The organism is Falsarthrobacter nasiphocae (assembly GCF_031456275.1).
Classification (GTDB): Bacteria; Actinomycetota; Actinomycetes; order Actinomycetales; family Micrococcaceae; genus Falsarthrobacter; species Falsarthrobacter nasiphocae.
The window spans coordinates 245,529-270,343 of the sequence record NZ_JAVDUI010000001.1 but is presented as its reverse complement, the minus strand read 5'-3'; the positions used below and the strand labels follow the sequence as shown (position 1 = coordinate 270,343).

Sequence of the window (24,815 nt, the reverse complement as noted above, 5' to 3'; positions counted from 1 at the left end):
TAGACTGGGGATCATGCCTGACGACCAGACCGCCGCACCTCTTCGCCGCCTCGACCTGCGCGAGAGCGCCGCGCACGGGTCGGACCTGCGCGAGCTCATGCCGCGCCTCGGGGAGGACCTTCCCGACGTGCGGGGTGCTGTCGAGGCTGTCATCGCGGACGTTCGCTCGCGCGGTCACCTCGCGCTGGCGGAGTTGGCGGACAAGTTCGACGGCGGGGCGCCCCCGCACGTCCTCGTCCCCGCAGCGGACCGCGAGGCCGCCCTGGCGGGCCTGGACCCGCGGGTGAGGGCGGCCCTGGAGGAGTCGATCTCCCGCGCGCGGGAGTTTGCCGCCGCCATGACGCCGGGCGAGGCCTCCGTGGAGTACCCCGGTGGGGCCCGCGTGACGGCCCGCTACACTCCCGTGGACCGAGTGGGCGTGTACGTGCCGGGCGGGCTCGCGGTGTACCCGTCCTCGGTCATCATGAACGTTGTGCCGGCGCAGGCGGCGGGCGTCGGCTCGATCGCGCTGGCCACGCCCCCGCAGGCCGAGTTCGGCGGGCTGCCGCACCCGACGATCCTCGCGGCTGCGGAGCTGCTCGGGGTCACTGAGGTTCTGGCCGTGGGCGGCGCCCAGGCCGTCGCGGCGCTGGCCTACGGCGTGTCGGCGCACGAGGGGCAGGCCGCCATCGCGCCCGTGGACGTCATCACGGGCCCGGGCAACGTCTTCGTGGCCACGGCCAAGGGGCTCGTGCGGGGCGTCGTCGGGATCGATGCTGAGGCCGGCCCCACCGAGATCGCCATCGTCGCGGACGAGACGGCTGACGCGCGCTTCGTCGCGGCTGACCTGGTCTCCCAGGCGGAGCACGATCCGCGCGCCGGAAGCGTCCTCATCACGGACTCCCTGGCGTTGGCCGACGACGTCGAGGCCGCCCTCGCACGCGCCGTGGAGCAGACGAGGCACCGGGCCCGCGTGGGGGAGGCGCTGGCCGGGCCGCAGTCCGGCATCATCCTCGTGAGGGACGTGGACCATGCCCTTGAGGTGGCGGACGCCTACGCGGCTGAGCACCTCGAGATCCACACGCGGGACGCCGCGGCGGTGGCCGCGCGGGTGCGCCACGCGGGGGCCGTGTTCGTGGGGCCGTTCTCGCCCGTCAGCCTGGGCGACTACGCTGCGGGCTCCAACCACGTCCTGCCCACGTCGGGGACGGCCCGCCGGGCGTCCGGCCTCAACGTGCTGAGCTTCATGAAGCTCGTCCAGGTCATCGAGTACCCCGAGGCAGGCCTGGCCGCCGTCGCCCCGCACATTCGCGCTTTGGCGGACGCGGAGGACCTTCCTGCGCATGGCGATGCCGTCGACATCCGCTTCCGAGACGAGGACGCCCGCTGATGTACTGCCCGTACTGCCGCAACGAGGACTCTCGCGTCGTGGACTCCCGACTTGTCGAGGACGGCACGGCCATCCGGCGCCGCCGGCTCTGCCCTGCGTGCCACCGGCGTTTCACCACGGTGGAGACGACGAGCCTCTCTGTCATCAAGCGCTCAGGCGTGGCCGAGCCGTTCTCCCGCACGAAGGTCATGTCCGGTGTGGGCAAGGCCTGCCAGGGTCGGCCCGTCTCCGAGGATGACCTGAGCAAGATCGCCCAGGAGGTCGAGGAGACGATTCGGGCCAAGGGCGTGGCCGAGGTCGACGCGAATGAGGTGGGGCTGGCGATTCTGGCCCCCTTGCGGCGGCTGGACCAGGTGGCGTTCCTGAGATTCGCCAGCGTGTATCAGGGCTTCGAGTCTCTCGAGGACTTCGAGGCGGCCATCGCGGATCTGCGCGCGCAGCCGGGCCCCAAGGACCTCCCGCCCGAGGGGGAGCAGCGCCCGCTCACGGCCCGCTGAAGCAGAAGGGGCGCAGGTGCGGGCGGTGGCTCGTGCACGCGCGGTTCGCTGACACCGAGCGGACGGGGGACGGGACCCCTGCGCGATCTTGACGCCGCTGACATCCGTGGTGCATTATTCTGTCAGGCCTGGCGGCCAGTGGGGAGGGGAAGCCCCATAGGGCGCCAGGCCGCATTCATGCCGGCCCCTTTTTGCCACTGAGACCTACGTGGGTGGGGTGCCAGTCTTGTCCTCGGGCGCCTCGTTGGGCCAGATGAGGTACGTCGCGGCAATGATGAGACTGATGACGACGGCTCGCTGCATCCATCCATAGGCCTGGGTGAGGCCCGAGGTGTCGACGCCCGGCAAGGCCATGCGTTCAAGCGCCCAGACGAGACCGGACGTGACGGCAGCGCCTGCGACGACGAGGCCGAAGTCCTTGAACACCCGGACAGTCTCATCCCGCCCGTACAGCTTCGGCGCCCGCGCGGCCCCTGCGTACTTGACCGCCCACGCGTTGTCGAGCTTCGCGATCAGCCGGTGCCCCCAGGAGACGGAGAACCCGATGTAGATGGCGGCGAGCGCGTGCGTGAGGCCCGGAGTGGCGCCCCTTCGCATGTCGATGGCGGTCACGGCCAGAAGTACGAGGTCGGCGAGGGGAGCGCAGGCCAGGATCCAGACACTGAGCCGCTTGAGGCGAAGCCAGTACCTCGCGGCCAGTCCGCCAAGGAGAAACACCCAGAAGAGGATCTCGCAGGCGACGATGGTGGCGATGATCATGGGGGGCTCCTTGGTCGCGTCGAGAAAGTGATACACCGTGCTAGAACGTCACGCTAGCACACTGTGCTAGATCATGGTGAGGCCATTTTTCGCAGTATTCTGGACACATGCCCCGGACCATCGACCTCGACGAGCGCCGCAGGACTCTGGCGGAAGCCGTCTGGGCCGTGGCCCGTGAGGAGGGCGTCCAGGCGGTGAGCGTTCGCTCCGTTGCAGCGGCAGCCGGGGTGGCGGTCGGCAGTCTGCGGCACGTCTTCCCGTCCCGCACTGATCTGCTCCGATATGCCTCGGACCTCATGAAGGAGCGGGCCGGTGAACGCATCCGTGCTGAGCGCCTCGACGGGACGCCGCAGGAGAACGTCTTCGCTGTACTGCGACACGTGCTCCCTCTGACGCCCGACACGCGGGTCGACATGGAGCTCTATCTGACCCTCGTCGCGGAGGCGTCCCGCACGCCCGCTTTGGAGACCGTCCGGGAGTCGGCCGCGGAGGGGCTTCGGCACCTGTGCAGCGTCGTTGTCGCGCGCCTCTGGGGGGACGCTCCACTCGATGAGGCGACGGCGTCCGAGGAGGCGCTTCGGCTGATGTGCTTCGTGGACGGTCTGGCCATCAGCCTGCACATGGGCTCCATCTCCGGCGAGGAGGCCGAGCGGGCCGTCCTTCGGGAGAGCGAGATGATCTTGAGCCGCGCCGCAGCGTCACGCCGCGCGCTGGCGACGTACCCCGCGTCTGCCGCCGAACCACCTCACGAATGAACGAACCCCGCCATCGTCGAGCCCAGACTCCGCGGAGGAATCGGGTCAAAGATGATGGGGTTCTATCCAACCTGCCGGCGTTCGGCAGCGGGGCGTCCTACTTCTTCTTGGACTTCGGCTCCACGGGCGTCACCTGATCGGAGACCCGGTTGGACTGGAGCGCGGCGCCCACGATGCCGGCGTTGTTCTTCAGCTGGGCGGGCTTGATCGGGGTGCGCAGCGACAGGTACGGGAGGAACTCGTCCGCCCGCTTCGAGATCCCGCCGCCCACGATGAACAGCTCAGGGGAGAAGAGGAACTCCACGTGGGAGAAGTACCGCTGGAGGCGGGTCTCGGCGTACTCGCGGAACGGCATGTCGATTCGCTCCCGCGCCGCGGCGGAGGCCTGCGTCTCGGCGTCGTGGCCGTCGATCTCCAGGTGGCCGAGCTCGGCGTTCGGGACGAGGACGCCGTTGTGGATGAAGGCCGAGCCGATGCCCGTGCCGAGCGTGATGACGAGAACCGTGCCGGAGACGCCGACGCCCGCGCCGTACGCAGCCTCGGCGACGCCCGCCGCGTCAGCGTCGTTGAACACAGAGACCTCGCGGCCCAGCTGCTTCGTGAAGAGCGCGTCGACGTCGGTCCCGATCCAGGACTTGTCGATGTTCGCGGCGGACAGCGCCACGCCGTTCTTGATGATGGCGGGGAAGCAGACGCCGACGGGCGTGTTGGGGTCGAGGTCCTCGCCCCGGGAGTCCAGCTCCGCCACAATCTGGCCCAGAACCTCGGCGACAGCCTCAGGCGTGGCCGGCTGCGGCGTCGGAATCCGGAAGCGCTCGCCCACGAGCTTGCCCTTCTTGAGGTCGACAATGCCGCCCTTCATGCCGGTGCCGCCGATGTCGACGCCGATGGCGAGACGCGGGTGCTTCGTGCTGGTGTCCTTGCTCATAAGCCGATGTCGCTTTCGTGGAGGTCCCGCGGTGGGGCGCCGTTCAGGGGAGGGTGAGGATGTCTGCGCCGTCTTCGGTGACAACGAGGGTGTGCTCGAACTGGGCGGTTCGCTTGCGGTCGCGGGTGACGACCGTCCAGTCGTCCGCCCACATGTCCCACTCGATGGTACCCAGGGTGAGCATGGGCTCGATGGTGAAGATCATGCCCGGCTTCATGACGGTGGAGTACGCGGGGGCAGCGTCGTAGTGGGGGACGATCAGGCCCGAGTGGAACTCGCGCCCCACGCCGTGCCCGGTGAAGTCCCGGACCACGCCGTAGCCGAAGCGGCGGGCGTACGTCTCGATGACGCGGCCGATGACGTTGATCTCTCGCCCCGGCGCGACGGCCTTGATCGCGCGGTTGAGGGCGGTCTCGGTCCGCTCGACGAGCAGGCGGGACTCCTCGTCGGTCTCGCCGACGATGACCATCGCGTTTGTGTCCCCGTGCATGCCGTCGAGGTAGGCGGTGACGTCGATGTTGAGGATGTCCCCCTCCTCGAGCACGGTCGAGTCGGGGATGCCGTGGCAGATGACCTCGTTGAGGGATGTGCAGCACGATTTGGGGTAGCCCTTGTACCCGAGTGTCGAGGGGTAGGCGTTGTGGTCCAGCATGTACTCGTGGGCCACGCGGTCCACCTCGGCGGTCGTGGCGCCGGGGACGGCGGCGGCCATGGCCTCACGCATGGCGCGGGCGGCGACGCGGCCGGCGGCCCGGACCCGCTCGATCTCCTCGGGCGTGTACATGTTGGAGTCGTTGCCCTCGGCGGCGGTGTCCCGGCCCACGTACTCGGGGCGGGTGATGGCGGCGGGCACGGGGAGCATGGGCTCCACCCGGCCAGGCGTCAGCGCCCCGAGGGGTGCGGTGTCAGGAGCGGCGGGGAGATTGTGGGACATAGTCCCTCAGTCTAGTGTCCTGGGGCGGGCGGTCTGCGGATCCGGAGGGCGACGACGCCCGGGCTTGTGCATAGACTTGCGCTCGATGACGATTCCGCGCCGGGCTTGCACCCCGCCGGCGCATTTCCCCCTCGCAGCGCCCGAGATCAGGCGCGGAAAGGAGCCGGACATGGCTGCTGAATACTGGTTCAACCTGGACACGAACACCGTGGAGGAGGGCGACGGGAGCAACAAGGCTCACCTCATGGGCCCGTACCCCACCTACGAGGCCGCGGCGCACGCCCTTGAGCAGGCCCATGCGAACACGGAGCGCTGGGACGCGGAGGACGAGGCGGACGAGCTCGAGCGGTAGCCCGCGCTAGAACGAGTGCTGCTCGGTGGGGAACGCCCCCGTGAGCACCTCGTCCACGTACGCTTCGACGCCCGCCCGCAGCTCGTCTGCGAGGCGGGCGTACTGCTTGACGAACCGGGGCGTGCGGCCCTGTGTCAGGCCGAGCGCGTCTTGCCAGACGAGGACCTGACCGGTCGTCGCGGCGCCCGCACCGATGCCGATGGTCGGCACGCGCAGGGCCTCGTCCACGCGGGCGGCGACGGCGGCGGGGACCATCTCCATGAGGACGGCGAAGGCCCCGGCGTCCTCGAGCGCCCGGGCGGCGTCGAGGAGGCGCGCAGCCTCGTCGTCGGCCCTTCCCTGGACGCGATACCCGCCGAGCGCGTGCTCACTCTGGGGAGTGAAGCCGATGTGCGCGATCACCGGGATGCCGTGGGAGGAGAGGTGCCGCACCGTGGGGGCGGTCTGGGCGGCGCCCTCGATCTTGACGGCGTGCGCGCCGCCTTCCTTGAGGAAGCGCGCGGCCGTGGTGAATGCCTGCTCGGGCGAGTTCTCGAAACTGCCGAAGGGCAGGTCCGCGACGACGAGCGCGCGGCGAGCTCCCCGCGAGACCGCGCGGGTGAAGACGAGGAGGTCCTCGACGGTCATGGGGAGGGTCGTGGACTCGCCGAGGACCGTGTTCGCGGCGGAGTCGCCGACGAGGAGGACGTCGACGCCGGACTGCTCAAAGAGGGACGCCGTGAGGTGATCGTAGGCCGTGAGCATGGCGAAGCGCCGCCCCTCGTCCTTGCACGCCTGGAGGTGGCGCGTGCGCACGCGGCCGCCCTGGGAGGGGCTCGTTGAGGGGGCGGGGGACGCGGAGGGGTACGGCGCGCTCTGCTCGGTCATGCGGACCACCTTAGCCGCCGCTAGGCTGGATGCAGGAACGAGACCGTCCCGCATGACGCGGGGTGAAGGAGGAGTGCCATGGACCGGCAGCAGGAGTTCGTCTTGCGGACCATCGAGGAGCGGGACGTGCGGTTCGTGCGGTTGTGGTTCACGGACGTGGTGGGCTCGCTCAAGTCGGTGGCGCTTGCGCCCGCGGAGGTCGAGGGCGCGTTCGCGGAGGGGCTCGGCTTCGACGGCTCCTCGATCGAGGGGCTCGCGCGCGTCTATGAGGCGGACATGCTCCTGCAGCCTGACCCCTCGACGTTCCAGATCCTTCCCTGGCGCGGTGAGACCGAGTCCACCTCGCGCATGTTCTGCGACATCCACACGCCGGACGGCGAGCCGGCCACGGCTGACCCGCGCAACGTCCTCAAGCGCACGCTCGCCAAGGCTGCCGACATGGGCTTCACGTGCTACACGCACCCGGAGATCGAGTTCTACCTTCTCAAGTCGGACTCCCTCGACGCCTCCGGCCGCCCCGTCCCCGTGGACAACGCAGGGTACTTTGACCACGTCCCGGGCGGCGTCGCGCAGGACTTCCGCCGCACGGCCGTGACCATGCTGGAGAACGTCGGCATCTCGGTGGAGTTCAGCCACCACGAGGGCGGGCCGGGCCAGAACGAGATCGACCTCCGCTACGCCGACGCCCTTCAGACCGCGGACAACATCATGACGTTCCGCACGGTGGTCAAGGAGGTGGCGCTCCTTGAGGGCGCGTACGCGACCTTCATGCCCAAGCCGTTTTCTGATCAGCCCGGCTCCGGCATGCACACCCACATCTCCCTCTTCGAGGGGGACACCAACGCGTTCTTCGAGGCCGGCGCCGAGTACCAGCTCTCCCGCACGGCCAAGCAGTTCATCGCGGGCATGCTCCGGCACGCCCCGGAGTTCACCGCCGTGACCAACCAGTTCGTCAACTCCTACAAGCGCCTCTGGGGCGGCGGCGAGGCGCCGAGCTACCTCTCGTGGGGCCACAACAACCGCTCCGCGCTCGTCCGCGTGCCGCTGTACAAGCCGTCGAAGGGCCAATCCGCCCGCGTCGAGTACCGTGGCATGGACTCCGCAGCCAACCCGTACCTCGCGTACGCCGTGCTCATCGCCGCGGGTCTCAAGGGCATTGAGGAGGGCTACGAGCTGCCGGACCCCACCGAGGAGGACGTCTGGTCGCTGACCTCCGCGGAGCGCCGCCAGCTCGGCCACGACCCGCTCCCGAGCTCCCTGCACGACGCGATCCGCACCATGGAGGAGAGCGAGTTCGTGGCGGATGTGCTCGGCGAGCAGGTCTTCCGCAGCTTCCTGCGCCACAAGCAGGGGGAGTGGGACGAGTACCGCGCGGAGGTCACGCCGTTCGAGCTCAAGCGGAACCTCGGGATTCTCTAGGCATGGCGTCTGTTCGCTCTCTCATCGCGGCGGGCTTCCAGGACACGGAGCGGGCCTCGACGTGGCTTGCGTCCCCGGAGCTGGAGGCGGCGGGGCTGGACGAGGACGCGCTCGTCGAGCTGCTCGGCACGTCCGCGCGGCCTGATGCGGCCCTGCCTCTGCTCGTGCGGCTCCTGGAGCGCTCGCCGGAGGCCGCGCGGAGTCTCGGGGGGCCTGAGGGCGCGCGGCTCGTGCGGCTTCTGGGGGCCTCGAGCGCGCTCGGGGACTTCCTCATCCGCCGCCCCGAGGAGTTCGCGGCGCTGGATCTCGCGTCCCTGCCGGAGAGCATCGGAGACCGGGCGGAGGCCCTCAGAGCGTCGCTGACGGCGGCCGTGGAGGGTGCGGAGAGCGTCAACGCGGGCATCGCGGCGCTGAGGGCGCGCTACCGGCGGCATCTCGTCGAGGCCGCCCTCGTGGATGTGGAGCAGGACAAACCAGAGGACATTGTCGGGGACGTGGCCGCGGACCTCGCGGATCTCGCGGCGGCGGCGTTCGAGGCGGCCCTCGTCGTCGCCCGCGCCCAGGCCGTGGAGCGCTTCGGAGCGGACGCGGAGAAGGTGCGGCTCGCCGTCATCGCCATGGGCAAGTGCGGCGCCCGGGAGCTCAACTACATCTCGGACGTTGACGTCATGTACGTCGTGGGGGAGTCAGGGGACGACGACGCGCCTGGCGGCGACACGGCCTGGCTGACCACCGTGGGCACGTTCATCGCGAGCCGCGCCGCCCAGGCCCTCCATTCCCCGGGGATCGAGCCGGGCCTGTGGGAGGTCGACGCGAACCTGAGGCCCGAGGGCAAGGACGGCGCGCTCGTGCGCACTCTGGACTCCTACAAAACCTATTACGAAACCTGGGCTCACAACTGGGAGTTCCAGGCGCTCCTCAAGGCCCGCTTCCTCGCCGGGGACGCCGAGCTGGGCGAGCGGTTCGAGGCCCTGACCCGCCCACTCGTCTTCAGCTCCTCGGAGCGCGAGGGCTTCGTCGCCGGCGTCCAGGCCATGCGCGCCCGCGTCACGAGCAACATCCCCGCCGAGGAGGCCCCACGGCAGATCAAGCTCGGCGAGGGCGGGCTCCGGGACGTCGAGTTCACCGTCCAGCTTCTCCAGCTGGTCCACGGCCGCACGGAGGAGTCCCTGCACGTGAGGGACACCCTCTCGGCGATCCGCGCGCTCACCGAGGCCGGCTTCGTGGGCCGCGAGGACGGGGCGGCGCTCTCCGAGAGCTACCGCTTCCTCCGCCTCCTCGAGCACCGCCTCCAGCTCACCCGGATGCGCCGCACACACCTCATGCCGGAGTCCGAGGACGAGCGCCGGGATCTCGCCCGGTCCATCGGCCTCAAGGGCGCCGCGGCCCTCTCGGAGCGCTGGGTGTCGGTCAAGCGCCGCGTCCGGGCCCTGCACGAGCAGATCTTCTTCCGTCCCATCCTCGCCTCCACCGCGAGCCTGTCCCCGGGGGAGGCCCGCCTCTCCCGCGAGGAGGCCATGGCCCGCCTGGCGGCCCTCGGATACGTGGACCCGAATGGGGCCATGCGGCACATCGAGGCGCTCACGCAGGGCGTCTCCCGCCGCTCCACGCTCCAGCGGCAGCTGTTGCCGGTGCTGCTCGGATGGTTCGCGGAGGGCGTCAACCCGGACGGCGGCCTGCTCGCGTTCCGGCGCCTGTCGGAGGCCCTGGGAGAGTCGCCGTGGTTCCTCAGGATGCTCCGAGACTCCAACGCGGGCGCGCAGCGCCTCTGCCGCGTCCTGTCCACGTCCCGCCTCGTGGCGGACTGGCTCGAGTTCACGCCCGAGTCAGTCCAGTGGCTCGGGGACGACTCGAGCCTGGCGCCCCGGGACTTCACCGCCCTCTGGCACGAGATCCGCTCCAAGCTCCACCGGGACAAGGACCCGGAGGCGGCGGCCCGCTTCGTCCGGCTCCTGCGCCGCCGCGAGATCATGCGCATCGCGCTCGCTGACAGCTCCGGCCTTCTCGATCCGGCGGAGGTTCGCGCGAGCCTGTCCGACGTCGACCGCGCCTGCGTCCTCGGCATCCTCCACATCGCGGAGAATGAGGAGTTCGCGGAGAACGAGCGCCTCATGAGGCTTGCGGTCATCGCGATGGGCCGCCAGGGCGGGCGTGAGATCACGTACGGCTCGGACGCGGACGTCCTCTACGTCTACCGGGCGGAGCCCGGCGCGGACGGGGGAGAGGCTGGCCAGCAGGCCGAGCGGATCGTCCACCGCCTCCAGACCCTCCTGACCAAGCCGGTCAAGCCGGCCATCCCGGCGGAGCTTGTGCTCACCGTGGACGCCGCGCTCCGTCCCGAGGGCCGTCAGGGCCCCCTCGTTCGCTCCCTCGACTCCTACGCGGAGTACTACGAGCGCTGGGGCGAGCTCTGGGAGTTCCAGGCGCTCCTGCGCGCCCGCCCCATGGCAGGGGACGACGACGTCGCTGGCGCGTTCATGGACATCGCTGACAAGCACCGGTACCCGGCGGCGGGGTTGGACGCGGCTGAGGCGAGCCAGATTCGGCGCATCAAGGCCCGCGTGGAGGGGGAGCGGCTGCCCCGCGGCGCAGACCCCGAGAGGCATCTCAAGCTCGGGCGGGGGTCCCTCAGCGACGTGGAGTGGCTCGTCCAGCTGGGGCAGCTCCGCTGGGCCCACGAGGTCCCGGCGCTGCGCACGAGTTCCACGCTCACGGCCCTCGCCGCCCTGGAGGAGGCGGGTCACATGACGAGTGCCGAGGCGGGGGCGCTCCGCGCGGCATGGTCGCTCGCGTCCTCGATCCGCTCCGCGACGATGATCTACAACGGCCGCGCCACGGACGTGCTGCCCTCGAAGAGCGTGGATCTCGAGGCCGTGGCCCGCTGGACGGGCCACCCCGCCGGTTCCGGGCACGCGCTGGAGGAGGAGTACCTCCGCGTCACGCGGCGCGCCCGGGCCGTCTTCGAGTCCCTGTTCTACGGGTAGGCCCCGTCGTCGTCAGAAGTCCCGGCGGTTGAAGGACCGCAACGCGGCCAGTGTGGCCACGCTGGCCCAGACCGCCAGTCCTCCCATCGCGATCAGCGGGCGGTGCGATCCTTCCGTCACTCCGGTCGTGTTGGCCACGATCAGGAGCGCGGCCGGGAGCCTCTCGACGGCCCCAAGCACGTGCTCGGTGAGGAACTCGGGAAGCGGGAGGACGATCGAGGCCATCAGCGCGAGCGGGGAGATGTACACCAGGAACAGGTGCGTGACGATCACCCACACTGATTTGCGAACCAGGATGCCGAGAGCGAGTGTCAGAACGCTGAAGAGAACCCCTGCCACGGCGGATGCGGTGAACGCGGTCAGGGCGTCGTGAAGATCGTCAAGCGTCCCATTCACGACCATGGCGATCGGCGTCGTGATCAGGCCCGCCAGAAGGATGGGCAGGGACGCAGCAGCTGCTTGCCCTGACAGGATGGACCAGAACACCGTGTGCCGTTCGCGAATCACGAGCAGGCTCGTGACCGCCGTGCTCTCAGCGCTCTTGGCCAAGTTGAGGGTCAGAGAGAAGGACGCCCCCAATGTGGCGAGAAAGCCCGCCAGCTGGATCGGGGAGGTGACTGCGAGGGAGGAGTCGCCGCCCTCGGTGTCCGAGATGAAAAGCGCCCACAATACCGCGGTGGCGACTGGGACGATGACAGAGAGCAGTAGCGGCAGCCGGGAGCCGCCCCTCCGGAGAATGCGCAGGAGTTCGGCGAGCGTGTTGAGCGTGAGTCTGTTAGTGCTTGTCACGTGGCGCCTCCTCATCGGTGCTGAGTCGTTGAAAGAAGGACTCCTCGAGCGAGAGCGTCTGTGCGGTCAGCTCAGACAGCGTCAGCCCGCGGGAGTAGACGAGAGCGGCGACGTCCTCTGGGGCGAGTCCTTGGACAATCGTGTGCGAGGGCGTGCTGATGTAGCTGATCTTCGCTTTGGCGAGGACTGACTCGATCTCGTTCTTCTGTTGGGACTGGACGCGAACAGTGGCCCCCGTCGAGGCTCCCTGGCTGCAGAACTCCCGGATCGGTTCGCTGGCGAGGAGGCGACCTCTGTTCAGCAGAACGATGTGACCCGCCGTCTGCTCGACGCCCGCAATGAAGTGCGAGGAGATAATGATGGTTTTTCCCTGAGCCGAGTATGTTGTCAGGAGATTGCGAAACCATGCGATACCCTCGGGGTCAAGCCCATTCGAGGGCTCGTCGAAAATGAGGATCTCAGGGTCGCGCATGATGACACTGGCAATGCCCAATCGCTGTTTCATGCCGAGCGAGTACTGGCGGATGCGCTTTGCGCGCACATCGGCAAGGCCGACGAACTCCAGGGCCTCCTCGACCCTCATGCAGTGCGCGGGCGTCATGGCGGCGATGTGCCGCAAATAGGCCCGAGCAGAGGCCTCGAGGGGGAGCGATTCGGCGTGGAGAAACGCGCCGATGCGTGGTTGGAAACCGTCGCCCGCGCGGCTGCGGCCGATTGAGACGCTGCCGCTCGAGGGGGCGATGAGGCCGGTGACAACTCTGAGAAGAGTGGTCTTGCCGGACCCGTTCGGACCAAGAAGGGCGGTGATGCTGCCGGCGGAAATGCGTGCGCTGATGTCGTGCAGCGACATCGTGTCGCGGTACTTCTTGGTGACGCGATCGAGGACGATCATGGTGAAACGCTGTGCTTTCGTGTTCGCTGCTGAGCTGTGTCTGGTGACCGGCCGACGGAGGTTCGAGGGGCGGTCCTGGGCCGAGCGCAGCCCCTCTTAGCGTTTACGCGGCGCGCCCCGGGCCGTCTTCGAGTCCCTGTTCTACGGGTAGGCCCCGCCGTCGGACTCTGTACTTCCGCCGGACGCGCCGCGCGACCGCCATTCCCGCGAAGCCGAAGGGGATCCCGATGACGGCCGCGAGTGGGAAGCGGATGTAGATCGGGAAGTCCGTTACGGTTCCTATGACGATCAGGGCGAGGACCGACGAGACGAGGAAGGACACCGACCCTGCCTTCTCGACCGGGTCCTCTTGGGCGTCTTTCATGGGTCCTCCTCGCGATCCTGTCGGCGGCTCCTCCGCCCCTGCATGGCGTAGGATCGTATTATAATACATTCGTCTTTCTGCCAGCCTCGTCGTCGTCCTCCTCTGGCAGTCCAGCGGCGCCGCAACGCACGGCGCCCGCCCTCCCCGGGAGGGGAGAGCGGGCGTTGTTGCGAGCGGTCAGGCCGCCTCAGCGGGAGTTAGCAGCCGTAGTAGAGCTCGAACTCGTACGGGTTCGGCCGCAGGTTGAGCGGGGCGATCTCGTGCTCGCGCTTGTAGGCGATCCACGTGTCGATGAGGTCCTGCGTGAAGACGCCGCCCTCCTGGAGGAACTCGTTGTCCTCCTCGAGCGCGCGCAGTGCCTCCTCGAGGGACGCGGGCGCGACCTGGATGCCCTTGGCCTCTTCCGGCGGGAGCTCGTAGAGGTCCTTGTCGATCGGCTCGGCCGGCTCGATCCGGTTCTTGATGCCGTCGAGGCCAGCCATGAGCTGGGCCGCGAAGGCGAGGTACGGGTTGCCGGAGGCGTCAGGCGCGCGGAACTCGATGCGCTTGGCCTTCGGGTTGCTGCCCGTGATTGGGATGCGGATGCCGGCGGAGCGGTTGCCCTGCGAGTACACCATGTTGACCGGTGCCTCGAAGCCCTTGACGAGGCGGCGGTACGAGTTGACGGTCGGGTTCGTGAATGCGAGGACCGCAGAGGCGTGCTTGAGCAGGCCGCCGATGTACCAGCGGGCGACGTCAGACAGGCCGGCGTAGCCCTTCTCGTCGTAGAACAGCGGCTCGCCGTTGCTCCACAGCGACTGGTGGCAGTGCATTCCCGAGCCGTTGTCGCCGAAGACCGGCTTCGGCATGAACGTCGCCGACTTGCCGTACGCCTCGGAGACGCCCTTGACGAGGTACTTGAACTTGAGCAGGTCGTCCGCGGAGTGCGTCAGCGTGTCGAACTTGTAGTTGATCTCAGCCTGGCCAGCCGCGCCGACCTCGTGGTGAGAGCGCTCGACCTCAAGGCCGGCCTCGTCGAGGGCGATGCAGATCGCGTCGCGGAGGTCCGCCTGCTTGTCGACGGGCGCCACGGGGAAGTAGCCGCCCTTGACCGCGGTCTTGTAGCCGAGGTTGCCGCCCTCTTCCTCGCGGCCCGAGTTCCACCATGCCTCTTCGGAGTCGACCTTGTAGAACGAGCCGCTCGGGTGGGACTCGTACTGGACGTTGTCGAAGATGAAGAACTCGGCCTCGGGAGCGAAGAACGCCGTGTCGGCGATGCCCGTGGACGCGAGGTACTGCTCGGCCCGCTCGGCGACACCGCGCGGGTCGCGGTGGTACGGCTCGCCCGTGCGGGGGTTGATGATGGAGAAGTTCATGACGAGCGTGAGCTCCACCCGGAACGGGTCAATGAACGCGGTCTCGACATCGGGGATGAGCTGCATGTCGGACTCGGCGATGCCCTGGAACCCGGCGATGGAGGATCCGTCAAAGAGCTGCCCATTGACGAAGAAGTCCTTGTCCACCGTCTTCGCGGGGACGTTGAAGTGCTGCTGGACGCCAGGGAGGTCCGTGAAGCGGATGTCGACGAACTTCACGTCCTCCTTCTTGATGTACTCGAGAACTTCATCGGGTGACGTGAACATGGAGAGTCTCCTTGAGTAGCGGCGCGGTAGTCGGGCGGGCCGTGGCCCGTCCGTTGTCTTCAGTCTACGGACCCGGGCGTGAATCCCCTGAGTCAGGAATGTTTCCGGCACGTAACACGCGCGGCTCCCAGGGGATTCCGACGACGACGGGCCGCCGCGCCCAGCCGCCGCGGGTAACGTGGAGTGGTTGACCCACAGCAACGACGACCCGAGCGAGGTTATGTCCGTGTCCCTTGAGAGATCTGACGTTGGCGGCTGGCTGAACGGGCCCCCGGTGGACGAGTCGAGCTGGCCCGGCAAGCGCCTGGGCCTGCCGCAGAACGGTTCGGGCTCCGTGGCCTCGCTGGGGCGGCGGGCGCTGGGCCTGCTCATCGACTGGATCGCCTGCTCGGTCATCGCCCAGGTCTTCTGGCAGGATTCCACGACAGCCCCGCTCATCGTCTTCATCGTCGAGCAGGTCCTCCTCGTGGGCCTGTTCGGCACCAGCCTGGGGCACCGGGCCGTCGGTGTGCACGTGGCCGCGGCCCCGTCGTCGTCGGTCTTGACCCGCCAGCCCTTCTTTGTCCGGGCAGCCGTCCGCTCCCTGCTCCTCAGCCTCTTCATCCCCGCCGCAGTCATGGACACCGACCTTCGGGGGCTCAATGACCGGGCGGCCGGGCTCATCGTCCTCCGCCGGTAGCGCGGACAAGCACAAAGGCTGCCCTCCCGCGTGGGGAGGGCAGCCTTTTGTGTCGGTGCGTCGTTGCCGCCTGAGATCAGCGGCCGCGGAGGCCCTTGCGGCTCGCGCGGGCCTTCGTGGGGTCGACGCCCTTGGGGATCGGAAGCGCGGCCCGGCCGATGGACGTCAGGCGCTTGTCCACCGCGACGACCTCGTCCTTGGTGATCTTGGCGGGAAGGGCGCGCATGGTCTTGGGCAGGTCCTGGAGCTTGACCTGGCCGTCCTGCGTACCGGAGTGGATGACGTGGATCGGGACGTCCGGGAGGATGCGGCGCATGCGCGTCTTCTCCGCGTTGACGATCTGCTGCACGCGGCCCGTGGGGCCCTCCGTCACGAGGACCACGCCCGGGCGGCCCACGGCGCGGAAGATGAGGTCACGCGAGCGGGGGTTCACCGCGACAGGCTCCTCGGGCATGATCCATCCGCGGCGCAAGAGCGACATGGCCGCCCGCGCCCCGCCCGGCTGACCCTCGAGCTGAGTCAGGGCCGCGTTCTGGGCCCGGAGCGAGAGGATGATCATGGCGGCCAGGGCACCAATGACGATGCCGAGGATGAGGAACGTGATCCAGTTCTTGACGAGCAGGCCCACGGCCAGGAGCACGATGATCGAGCCGAAGAACGCCAGAAGCATGTACGGAACGAGCTTCGGGTCGTTGCGCCGCGTCAGGTCAAAGGCCTGCCGCATCTGGGCGAGCTGCCCGGGCTTGCGGGGACCCGAGGCGGCCGAGGAGCCGCGGCGCGAGAACAAGCGGCGCGAGCGCCCGCCGGTGGCGGAGGAGCCGCTGGCTGACGGGGACGCCGCGGCAGCGGGGTTCGAGGCGGAGGAGTTTTTTGCCATGATGCTCCCAGTTTACTGTGCGGTGGCTTCGTGGCGAGCCAGAACGCTCCTCGCCTCCTGAAGCGTTGAGCCCGAGTCCTCGATGTGTGCGAGCTGCGGCGGGAGCTCGCGGCCCTTCTTGCGCATGGCCGTGGCCCACAGGCGGCCGGCGCGGTAGGAGGAGCGCACGAGCGGGCCCGACATGACGCCGAGGAAGCCGATCTCCTCGGCCTCGTCCGAGATCTCGACGAACTCCTGCGGCTTGACCCAGCGGTCCACCGGCAGGTGCAGCTCGGAGGGGCGCAGATACTGGGTGATCGTGATGAGGTCGCAGCCGGCGTCGTGCAGGTCCTGGAGGGCCTGGCTGATCTCCTCGCGGGTCTCGCCCATGCCGAGGATGAGGTTGGACTTCGTCACCATGCCGTGGTCGCGGCCCTGGGAGATGACGTCGAGGGAGCGCTCGTACCGGAATGCCGGGCGGATGCGCTTGAAGATGCGGGGAACGGTCTCGACGTTGTGGGCGAACACCTCGGGGGCGGACGCGCAGATTTCGTCGATGTACTCCTTCTTTCCGGAGAAGTCCGGAATGAGAAGCTCCACGCCCGTGCCCGGGTTGAGCTCGTGGATCTTGCGGACCGTTTCAGCGTAGAGCCACGTGCCCTCGTCCTCGAGGTCGTCGCGGGCCACGCCCGTCACGGTCGCGTAGCGCAGCCCCATCTGCTGGACGCTGCGCGCGACCTTCGTGGGCTCGAAGCGGTCGAGGGGGCTGGGCTTGCCCGTGTGGATCTGGCAGAAGTCGCACCGGCGCGTGCACTCGGAGCCGCCGATGAGGAACGTGGCCTCCCGGTCCTCCCAGCACTCGAAGATGTTGGGGCAGCCGGCCTCTTCACACACCGTGTGAAGGCCTTCCTTCTTGACGAGGCCCTTCATGTCGACGTACTCGGGGCCGACATTGACCTTGGCCTTGATCCACTCGGGCTTGCGCTCGACCGGCACGGCCTTGTTCCGCTGCTCGATGCGAAGGAGCCTGCGGCCTTCAGGGGCGAGCGTCATGGGGTGTTTCCTTTCGGCGATCCTTCTGCGGGCGAGTCGTCGGGCTGAGGCGCTGACGTCTCTGCGTCAAACAACGCTGCGCGGGCCGAGAACATTTCCTCGACGGTCGCGGCGACCTGCTCTGGGGTCAGGGACTGGCCGGTTTCTGCCTCGAGGCTTGTGACACCGGCCGTGGTGATGCCGCACGGGATGATGCGGCTGTAGGGGTCAAGACTGTTGGAGACGTTGAGCGCGAAACCGTGCATGCTCACGCCTTCCTTCACGCGCATGCCAATGGCGGCGATCTTGCGCGGCGGCCGGGCGTCGTCGGCCGGAAGCCATACGCCCTCCCAGCCGTCGATGCGCTGGCCGCGAACGCCGTAGCGCTCGAGGACGTCAATGATCAGCTGCTCGATGTTCCACACGTACTCCCGCACCTTCGAGGGATCCGGGAGGCGCAGGATCGGGTAGACCGTCAGCTGGCCGGGACCGTGCCACGTGAGCTTGCCTCCGCGGTCGACGTCGACCACGGGCGTGCTGCCGTCAACGGGGCGCTCGTGGTCCTCGGTCCGCCGGCCCGCCGTGTAGACGGGCGCGTGCTCCAGGAGCAGGACGGTGCTCGGCAGGTGACCGGCCAGGACGTCCGCGTGAACGGACTTCTGCAGGTCCCACGCTTCGACGTAGTCGACAAACTCGGGATCGAGCCCAATCCTCCGCAACGAAACAGCCATACACCCCAGCTTAGGCCCCTGACCGTGATCCGTCAGGTCGAGGGTGATCCACCGGGCCTCCGGCCATCCCGGCTCGCCTGTGGATAAGTGGGCGACGGCGCCTGGCGGGCGGTGTACAACAGTCGTATGGATAGGCAGGTGAGGCACACGACACGGGCTCGGCGGGCGGCCCAGGCTGAGGGTTTGAGCCCGCGCACGGCGCGACCGGGCCTCGTGAGGCGCCGCCTCCTCGGGGCTGGCTCGAGCGGGGAGGTCTGGCTCGCGGAGTGCCCCGTGCGGGGCTGGGTGGCATGGAAGGAGAACGCCGGTGACCTGGAGCGTCGCGTGGCGGCGCTGATGTCGCACCCGCGGGTGGTCGCAGTGGCGGGGGACGCGGCAGCGGAAGGGGCCGGCAGGGAGCCGGGCAGGGCTCGTGGGGCGTTGCCCGCGCGGCCGTGGGGCCGCGGGCTGCGGGACGCGCCTGGGCCGTTCAGATCGAGCGCGCCGCGGGAGGCGCTTGGGCCCGCCGGAGTGCGTGATGGGCGAGGACCCGCCGGGTTGGGGGAGCGGCCCCGGCTCGCGGGGACCGGGGTCACCAGGGGCTCCTCTGGGCTCGAGGCGCGGCCGGAGGGGATGACCGCGGGCGGGCTGGCCCTGCGGCTCGCTCCTGGCGGCACCGTGGAGGCACGAAACGGACTGCTCAGGCTGACGCCCGGGGAGGTCCTGCGCATCATCCTCGACGTGGCTGAGGGCCTCACCGCACTGCACCGGGCGGGCTTCGTCCACGGCGACCTCCACCCAGGCAACATTCTCCTCGACGCAGACGGGCGGGCCGTGGTGGGGGACCTGGGCTCGGCGCGGCGCATCGGGGACACCGCGGCGCCGCGGTGGGCGGCCGACGGGTTCCTCCCCGCCGCGCCCGGTGACGGCCCAGCTGACGACGTCTACGGCCTCGGCGCCCTCGCGTGGCGGCTCGCCGTGGGTGCCGTCCCGGGGCCGGAGGCCTCGCGCCCGCCGCTCGCGGCGGTCCTTCCATCCCTGGCCCGCCTGAGCCGGCTCGTGGACGACTCCCTCGCGGATGACGCCCGGCGGCGCCCCGGCCTTGAGGCGTGGCGGCGGGCCGCGGCGCGCGGTGCGGCCACTCGGGTTGCAGGGGTGGGATGGGCTGGGGTGCCGCAGGCCTCGTCGTCGTTCACGACTGAGCCGCTCCCCGCGCCAGGGGAGCGGAGGCGGGAAAGGTGAGCGCCACGCGAAGGGCCCCGGGCCGCGCGTCTGCGCGAACCCGGGGCCCGACGGGGCAGTGCTGCTAGGCCTGGATGAGCTCCGCCTTCAGCGTGATCTCGATGCCGGCGAGAGCCAGCGAGACGGGGCAGCCGTCCTTGGCACCCTGGGCAAGGCGCTGGAACTCCTCGTCCTCGATGCCCGGAATGCGAGCGGAGAGGCTGAGCTCGGAGCCCTTGATGCCCTCGCCCGGGACGAAGGAGACGCTGGCGCTCGTGCGGATTTCCTCAGCCGTGTATCCGGCCTCGCCGAGCGCGTGGGACAGCGCCATGGAGAAGCATGACGAGTGGGCGGCAGCGATGAGCTCCTCGGGGCTCGTCTTGTAGTCGGCCTCCTCGGCGCGGGCCTTCCAGGTGACGTCGAAGGTGCCCTGCTCGGAGGTGTCCAGGTTGACGCGTCCCTCGCCGGAGGAGAGGTTGCCTTCCCAGGTGGTCGTGGCGGTGCGGATGATAGCCATGTCGTGCTCCTTCGCTTGTGTGGTGACATCGGCGCTGCCCCTCGGGGGGGGCCAGAGCGCCCTGCGGTTCTGAGGCTATCGGACGATGTTGGGAGGACACCGAACACCGGGCCATCGGGCGCCGTCGGGACAACGAGGTCCACCGAACACCGGGCCCCACCGGGCCTTCGGGCGCTCAGACGGGCCGAGGGGGCCCGGCCAGTGGCCGGACCCCCTCGGATCCTCTCCCGCGCGGAAGTGCGCGGGCACTGCGGTCTCGGCTAGAGGCCGAGCTCCGACTCGAACGCGCCGCCCTCAAGGCGAGCCTTGAGCGTCTGGAGGAAGCGGCCGGCGTCCGCGCCGTCCACGAGACGGTGATCGTACGTCAGCGAGAGGTACATCATGTGGCGGATGGCGATCTGGTCCTCGCCGTCCTCCGTGGTCACGACAACCGGGCGCTTGACGATGGCACCCGTGCCGAGGATGGCCACCTGCGGCTGGTTGATGATCGGCGTGTCGAAGAGCGCGCCGACCGAGCCGATGTTCGTGATGGAGAACGTGCCGCCGGAGAGCTCGTCCGGGCCGATCTTGCCGCTGCGCGTGCGCGCCGCGACGTCCGCGATCTTGCCCGCGATGCCCGCGAGGTTGAGCTGGCCCGCGTCCTGGATGACCGGGACGAGGAGACCCTTCTCGGTGTCCACGGCGATCGCCAGGTGCTCAGCGTTGTGATACGTGATCTCCTGCGAGTCCTCGTTGTACTCCGCGTTGAGCTTCGGGTGCTGCTTGAGCGCCTCAGCGACAGCCTTCGCGATGAACGGCAGGAACGTCAGCTTGGTGCCGTTCTCCTGCTGGAACTTCGTCTTGGCGGCGTTGCGGAGCTTGGCCACGCGAGTCATGTCGATTTCCTGGACCTGCGTCAGCTGGGTCGAGATGTCGAGGGACTCGCGCATGCGGCGGGCGATGACCTGGCGGATGCGAGGTGCCTTCTGCGTGGTTCCGCGGAGCGTCGTGTCCTCGACGACCTCGGGGGCCTTGCGCTGGACCGGGCTCGAGGAGCTGGACGTCGCCGCGGGGGCCGAGGCAGCTGCCTCAGCAGCCTTCTCGACGTCTTCCTTGCGGATGCGTCCGCCGACACCCGTGCCCTTGACCGTGGAGAGGTCCACGCCCTGCTGCTTGGCGAGCTTGCGGACGATCGGCGTGACGTAGCCGGCCTCGCCCTGGTCCTCGGAGGAAGCGGCGGGCTTCGGCGCGGGCGCCTCGGCCTTCGGCTCAGCCTTGGGGGCCTCAGCCTTCTTCTCTTCCTTCGGGGCCTCCTGGTGGGCGGCTGCGGCCTTGGCCTCCTCGGCCTTCTCAGCCTTGGGCTCGTCCTTCGGCTCCTCCTTGGGAGCGTCCGACGACGAGGCGGCCGCGGAGCCGTCGCCAATCACGGCGAGGACGGCGCCGACCTCGACGGTCTCGTCCTCGTCAGCGCGCACCTCAAGGAGCGTGCCCGCGACGGGGGAGGGGACCTCGGTGTCGACCTTGTCCGTGGAGACCTCGAGCAGCGGCTCGTCGACCTCGACGGAGTCGCCGACCGACTTCAGCCAGCGGGTGACGGTGCCCTCGGTGACGGACTCGCCGAGCGCGGGAAGCGTGACCTCGGTGCCCTCGCCGGAGCCGCCCTTGGGGGCCTGGGCCTCGGTGGAGGACTCGTCCTTCTCAGCGGGCTCGTCGGCGGACTCGGCCGTCGGCTCCTCGGACTTCGCCTCGGCAGCCTTGGTGGCCTCGTCGTCGGAGGACTCCTCGGCGGCGGGGGCATCGGACTCGCCCGCGGACGAGCCGGAGCCGTCCCCGATCTTGACGAGGGGCGCGCCGACCTCGACGGTCTCGTCCTCGTCGACGAGGATCTCCTCGATGGTGCCCGCGATGGGCGAGGGGACCTCAGTGTCCACCTTGTCGGTGGAGACCTCAACGATAGGCTCGTCGACCTCGACGGTGTCGCCGACGGACTTGAGCCAGCGCGTCACGGTGCCTTCAGTGACCGACTCGCCGAGAGCCGGAAGGTTGACAAATTCTGACATGGTTCTTCACTCCTGGAGAAGCGTGCAGCGGAACGGAAGCGCGGCCTGCCGGGCCTGTGGGGCACGGCAGGCCGCAGCGGGGAGCTAGCCGTGGAGGGGCTTGCCAGCGAGCGCCATGGCAGCCTCGCCGATGGACTCGTTCTGCGTGGGGTGTGCGTGGATGAGCGTGGCGACGTCCTCGGGGTACGCCTCCCAGTTGACGATGAGCTGAGCCTCGCCGATCTGCTCGGACATGCGGCCGCCGACCATGTGAACGCCCACGATGGGGCCGTCCTTCTGACGGACGAGCTTGACGAGGCCGCCGGTGCCGAGAATGGAGGACTTGCCGTTGCCCGCGAGGTTGTACTCGCTGACCTCGATGTTCTCCTTGCCGAACTTCTCCTCAGCCTTCGGCTGCGTGTAGCCGACGGAGGCGATCTCGGGCTCGCAGAAGGTCACCTTGGGGATGTTGACGTCCTCGACGACGACCGGCTTGAGGCCCGCGATCTCCTCGGCGACGAAGATGCCCTGCTGGTAGCCGCGGTGTGCAAGCTGGAGGCCGGGGACGATGTCGCCGATGGCGTAGATGTTGCCGACGCCGGTGTGGAGGCGCTCGTTCGTGATGACGAAGCCGCGGTCCATCGTGATGCCCGCGTCCTCGTAGCCGAGCCCCTCGGTGACCGGGCCGCGGCCGACGGCGACGAGGCAGATCTCCGCCTCGTACGTGGTGCCGTTGTCCATCGTGACGACGACGCCCTTGTCGTTCTGCTCCACGGTCTTGAAGAAGTTGCCCGTGGCGAACTTGATGCCGCGCTTCTTGAAGGTGCGCTCGACGACCTTGATGACGGCCGGGTCCTCGTTCGGAACGAGGCTCGGGAGGCCCTCGATGATCTGGACGTCAACGCCGAAGGAGTTCCAGGCGGACGCGAACTCGGAGCCGATGACGCCGCCGCCGAGGATGATCGCGGACTTCGGCGTGTAGTCGAGCTGGAGGGCCTCGGTGGACGTGAGGATGCGGCCGCCGATCTCGAGGCCGAACGTCTTGGAGGTCGAGCCCGTGGCGAGAACGATGTTCTTGCCCTTGTAGACCGTGCCGTCAACCTCGATCGAGTCCTGGCCGACGAGCTTGCCGTAGCCCTCGATGATGTCGATCTTGCGCATCTTGAGCAGGCCGCTGAGGCCCTTGAACTTGCCGGCGACGATCCCGTCCTTGTAGGAGCGGACCTTGGCCATGTCCACGCCCTCGAGGGTCGTGTTCACGCCGTAGTGCGCGCCCTCGCGGGCGTTCTCGGCCAGCTCAGCGGCGTGCAGGTACGCCTTGGTGGGGATGCAGCCCGTGTGCAGGCAGGTGCCACCGAGCTTGCCGCCCTCGATGAGCCCGACGCTGAAGCCGAGCTTCGCCGATCGGAGGGCCGCGGCGTAGCCGGCGCTGCCGCCGCCGAGAATCAGGACGTCGAATTCTGTCGTGGGTGCCGAATCGGCCACGTCGTACTCCTTGCTCTGGTGGCCCGCCGTCGTTGAGCGGTCCGTTGGCATGTGTTGTGAGGGCGCTTAGTCCTAAGAGTCAGACTAGCGCTCGGAGCGGCCCCGGGTCACCACGCGCCGAGGTGATCCACGGCACGGGCGCCGGGGCCGCGTCCTTGTTAGGGGTCCTAGGCGGACAGTCCTTCAAGGTAGGCCACGAGGGTGCGGACTCCGTAGCCCGTGCCCTCCTTGGTCACGTGGCCGTAGGGGGAGCCGGCGTTGAACGAGGGGCCGGCGATGTCGACATGGGCCCACGGGATCCGCTCGCCCTCAGTCTCGCCGACGAACTCGCGCAGGAAGGCCGCCGCGATGAGCATGCCGCCTTCGCGCTGGCCGATGTTCGCGAGGTCCGCCTGCGTGGAGTCCAGCGTGCCGCGCATCTCCTCGGGGATGGGCATCTCCCACAGGGGCTCGTCCACCGCGTCCGCGGCGTCCAGGAGCGCGTCAGCGACGTCGTCGTCACCCATGACTCCAGCCGTCCGCTTGCCGAGCGCCACGAGAGCGGCGCTGGTCAGGGTGGCGATGTCCACGATGGCGTCCGGCTCGTCGAGGCTCGCGGCGGCGAGCGCGTCGCCCATGACGAGGCGGCCCTCGGCGTCCGTGTTGAGGACCTCGACGGTCTTGCCGCCGAACATCGTGATGATGTCGCCCGGGCGCCCGGCCGTGGCGGAGGGCATGTTCTCGGCGAGCGCGAGGTAGCCGATGACCGTCACGTCGAGCTCGAGGCGCGCGGCAGTGAGGACGGTCGCGAGGACGGTGGCGGCGCCGGCCATGTCGGACTTCATCTCGTGCATGTTCGCGGCGGGCTTGATGGAGATTCCGCCGGTGTCGAACGTGATGCCCTTGCCCACGAACGCGACCTTGCCCTGCGAGGACTTCGGCGCGTACTCGAGCCGCACGAGGCGCGGCCCCCGGGAGGACCCCATGCCGACGAACGTCAGGCCGCCATAGCCCTTCTCGGCGAGCTCCGTGTCGTCGAGGACGGTCGCCTTGACGCCGGCCTCCTTGGCGGCCGCGACGGCCGCGTCCGCGAAGGACTCCGGGAAGAGCTGGAGTGCGGAGGTGTTGACGAGGCTGCGCGTCTCGGCCACGCCGCGCGCGACCGTCTGGGCGCGGTGCGCGGCGGCCTCGGCCTCGTCGGCCGGGACGTCGCTGGCGTGCCAGACGACCTCTGTGAGGCTGCGGGGCGAGGCGGAGGACTTGTAGCCGGTGTACCGGTACGAGCCGAGGACAGCGCCTTCGAGGAGCGCCTGGCCGAGGCCCGCGTCGAAGCCCGCGACATCGAAGGTCAGGCGGGCGACGTCCTTGACGGCGCGCACGGCCGTTCCGGCCGCGTGTCGGAGGACCTGGGTGGTCGCCTGTCCGTCGGCGAGCTTTCCCAGGCCGACGACGACGACTGGCGTGTCGAGGTCCCCGCTGACCCGGGGAAGGCGCGCCACGGCGTCCTTCTCGCCCGTGAACCCGACCTGGCCGAGGGCCCGCGTGAGGTCGGCGAGGTCCGACTCGGCGAGCGAGGAGTCGACGATGCTCGCCGCTGAATCGGCGCTGGCAGCGAAGAGAACGATGACGCCGGCGCCGTCGAGAGTCGAGGAGGCAGAGGCGGTGGGGAGGTCGAGGGCGAGAAGTTCGTCGAGAGCGACGGCCATGTGTGAGTCCTTTCGTGGTCGCTCCGCCGGGTCTCGGCGCCGGCACGCCGGGGCCTCGAGAAGACCTGCAGAGCGGGAATG

Annotated in this window: 23 protein-coding genes; 8 read left to right on the top strand and 15 right to left on the bottom strand. The window is 69.3% G+C overall.

The genetic code is table 11. The features are described 5' to 3' along the window. The first annotated feature begins 13 nt into the window (after positions 1-13). Both hisD and nrdR read left to right on the top strand, forming a co-directional pair. Positions 14-1,369: a histidinol dehydrogenase gene (hisD, locus tag J2S35_RS01265; protein WP_309848944.1), complete on the top strand. Its 1,356-nt coding sequence runs from the start codon at positions 14-16 to the stop codon at positions 1,367-1,369. Continuing rightward, positions 1,369-1,866, top strand: a complete 498-nt coding sequence (gene nrdR, locus J2S35_RS01260) for a transcriptional regulator NrdR (RefSeq protein WP_309848942.1) — start codon at positions 1,369-1,371, stop codon at positions 1,864-1,866. The genes hisD and nrdR overlap by 1 nt, the downstream gene beginning before the upstream one ends. Positions 1,867-2,070: 204 nt before the next feature. Here the strand turns inward: nrdR and J2S35_RS01255 are convergent, their stop codons facing one another. Beyond that, complete coding sequence (locus J2S35_RS01255; RefSeq protein WP_309848940.1) at positions 2,071-2,625, bottom strand: hypothetical protein; 555 nt, start codon at positions 2,623-2,625, stop codon at positions 2,071-2,073. A gap of 107 nt (positions 2,626-2,732) precedes the next feature. Between J2S35_RS01255 and J2S35_RS01250 the strand changes: the two genes are divergently transcribed. Then, positions 2,733-3,380, top strand: a complete 648-nt coding sequence (locus tag J2S35_RS01250; RefSeq protein ID WP_309848937.1) for a TetR/AcrR family transcriptional regulator — start codon at positions 2,733-2,735, stop codon at positions 3,378-3,380. A gap of 97 nt (positions 3,381-3,477) precedes the next feature. Here the strand turns inward: J2S35_RS01250 and ppgK are convergent, their stop codons facing one another. Then, positions 3,478-4,308, bottom strand: a complete 831-nt coding sequence (gene ppgK, locus J2S35_RS01245) for a polyphosphate--glucose phosphotransferase (RefSeq protein ID WP_309848936.1) — start codon at positions 4,306-4,308, stop codon at positions 3,478-3,480. A 43-nt stretch (positions 4,309-4,351) separates the two neighbouring features. Further along, entirely contained in the window at positions 4,352-5,242 is an 891-nt protein-coding gene (map, locus tag J2S35_RS01240) for a type I methionyl aminopeptidase (RefSeq protein ID WP_309848934.1), read from the bottom strand. A gap of 169 nt (positions 5,243-5,411) precedes the next feature. On the opposite strand from map, the gene J2S35_RS01235 reads away from it, so the two are divergent. Beyond that, positions 5,412-5,594: an SPOR domain-containing protein gene (locus tag J2S35_RS01235; RefSeq protein WP_309848932.1), complete on the top strand. Its 183-nt coding sequence runs from the start codon at positions 5,412-5,414 to the stop codon at positions 5,592-5,594. A 6-nt stretch (positions 5,595-5,600) separates the two neighbouring features. On the opposite strand, the gene panB is transcribed toward J2S35_RS01235, so the two are convergent. Beyond that, entirely contained in the window at positions 5,601-6,461 is an 861-nt protein-coding gene (gene panB, locus J2S35_RS01230) for a 3-methyl-2-oxobutanoate hydroxymethyltransferase (protein ID WP_309848930.1), read from the bottom strand. A gap of 78 nt (positions 6,462-6,539) precedes the next feature. Here panB and glnA (J2S35_RS01225) point away from each other — a divergent pair, with 78 nt between their 5' ends. After that, positions 6,540-7,880: a type I glutamate--ammonia ligase gene (gene glnA, locus J2S35_RS01225; RefSeq protein ID WP_309848927.1), complete on the top strand. Its 1,341-nt coding sequence runs from the start codon at positions 6,540-6,542 to the stop codon at positions 7,878-7,880. Positions 7,881-7,882: 2 nt separating this feature from the next. Beyond that, positions 7,883-10,864, top strand: coding sequence for a bifunctional [glutamine synthetase] adenylyltransferase/[glutamine synthetase]-adenylyl-L-tyrosine phosphorylase (locus J2S35_RS01220; protein WP_309848925.1), 2,982 nt, complete (start codon positions 7,883-7,885; stop codon positions 10,862-10,864). A gap of 12 nt (positions 10,865-10,876) precedes the next feature. Here the strand turns inward: J2S35_RS01220 and J2S35_RS01215 are convergent, their stop codons facing one another. From J2S35_RS01215 to glnA (J2S35_RS01200), 4 genes are all read right to left on the bottom strand, one after another. Next, positions 10,877-11,653, bottom strand: coding sequence for a hypothetical protein (locus tag J2S35_RS01215; protein ID WP_309848922.1), 777 nt, complete (start codon positions 11,651-11,653; stop codon positions 10,877-10,879). Next, positions 11,640-12,545: an ABC transporter ATP-binding protein gene (locus J2S35_RS01210; RefSeq protein WP_309848919.1), complete on the bottom strand. Its 906-nt coding sequence runs from the start codon at positions 12,543-12,545 to the stop codon at positions 11,640-11,642. Before J2S35_RS01210 ends, J2S35_RS01215 begins: the two co-directional genes overlap by 14 nt. Before the next feature lie 103 nt (positions 12,546-12,648). Next, a complete protein-coding gene (locus J2S35_RS01205; RefSeq protein ID WP_309848916.1) occupies positions 12,649-12,909 on the bottom strand; it encodes a hypothetical protein in 261 nt (86 codons plus the stop codon). Between the two features lie 197 nt (positions 12,910-13,106). Continuing rightward, a complete protein-coding gene (gene glnA, locus J2S35_RS01200; RefSeq protein ID WP_309848913.1) occupies positions 13,107-14,531 on the bottom strand; it encodes a type I glutamate--ammonia ligase in 1,425 nt (474 codons plus the stop codon). Between the two features lie 226 nt (positions 14,532-14,757). Between glnA (J2S35_RS01200) and J2S35_RS01195 the strand changes: the two genes are divergently transcribed. Further along, the gene (locus J2S35_RS01195; RefSeq protein WP_309848910.1) at positions 14,758-15,210 is read left to right on the top strand and encodes an RDD family protein; all 453 of its coding nucleotides are present in this window, start codon (positions 14,758-14,760) and stop codon (positions 15,208-15,210) included. Between the two features lie 76 nt (positions 15,211-15,286). On the opposite strand, the gene J2S35_RS01190 is transcribed toward J2S35_RS01195, so the two are convergent. From J2S35_RS01190 to lipB, 3 genes are read right to left on the bottom strand one after another with little or no spacing between them, the layout of a single operon-like run. Continuing rightward, the gene (locus J2S35_RS01190) at positions 15,287-16,087 is read right to left on the bottom strand and encodes a DUF4191 domain-containing protein (RefSeq protein WP_309848907.1); all 801 of its coding nucleotides are present in this window, start codon (positions 16,085-16,087) and stop codon (positions 15,287-15,289) included. Positions 16,088-16,099: 12 nt separating this feature from the next. Then, complete coding sequence (gene lipA / locus J2S35_RS01185; RefSeq protein WP_309848904.1) at positions 16,100-17,119, bottom strand: lipoyl synthase; 1,020 nt, start codon at positions 17,117-17,119, stop codon at positions 16,100-16,102. Then, positions 17,116-17,829 carry a lipoyl(octanoyl) transferase LipB gene (lipB, locus tag J2S35_RS01180; RefSeq protein ID WP_309848901.1) on the bottom strand — a complete coding sequence of 238 codons (714 nt, stop codon included), beginning with the start codon at positions 17,827-17,829 and terminating at the stop codon, positions 17,116-17,118. The genes lipA and lipB overlap by 4 nt, the downstream gene beginning before the upstream one ends. A 612-nt stretch (positions 17,830-18,441) precedes the next feature. On the opposite strand from lipB, the gene J2S35_RS01175 reads away from it, so the two are divergent. Further along, on the top strand, positions 18,442-19,050 hold the full coding sequence (locus J2S35_RS01175; protein WP_309848900.1) for a protein kinase domain-containing protein: 609 nt from the start codon (positions 18,442-18,444) through the stop codon (positions 19,048-19,050). A 64-nt stretch (positions 19,051-19,114) separates the two neighbouring features. Here the strand turns inward: J2S35_RS01175 and J2S35_RS01170 are convergent, their stop codons facing one another. The 4 genes from J2S35_RS01170 to J2S35_RS01155 form a co-directional block, all read right to left on the bottom strand. Next, positions 19,115-19,546, bottom strand: a complete 432-nt coding sequence (locus J2S35_RS01170; RefSeq protein ID WP_309848898.1) for an OsmC family peroxiredoxin — start codon at positions 19,544-19,546, stop codon at positions 19,115-19,117. A gap of 260 nt (positions 19,547-19,806) precedes the next feature. After that, positions 19,807-21,585 carry a 2-oxoglutarate dehydrogenase, E2 component, dihydrolipoamide succinyltransferase gene (sucB, locus tag J2S35_RS01165; RefSeq protein ID WP_309848897.1) on the bottom strand — a complete coding sequence of 593 codons (1,779 nt, stop codon included), beginning with the start codon at positions 21,583-21,585 and terminating at the stop codon, positions 19,807-19,809. An 84-nt stretch (positions 21,586-21,669) separates the two neighbouring features. Further along, positions 21,670-23,049 (bottom strand): dihydrolipoyl dehydrogenase, encoded by a 1,380-nt coding sequence (gene lpdA, locus J2S35_RS01160; RefSeq protein ID WP_309848896.1) that lies wholly within the window; start codon positions 23,047-23,049, stop codon positions 21,670-21,672. A 167-nt stretch (positions 23,050-23,216) separates the two neighbouring features. Next, positions 23,217-24,734 carry a leucyl aminopeptidase gene (locus J2S35_RS01155; protein WP_309848892.1) on the bottom strand — a complete coding sequence of 506 codons (1,518 nt, stop codon included), beginning with the start codon at positions 24,732-24,734 and terminating at the stop codon, positions 23,217-23,219. Positions 24,735-24,815 lie beyond the last annotated feature (81 nt).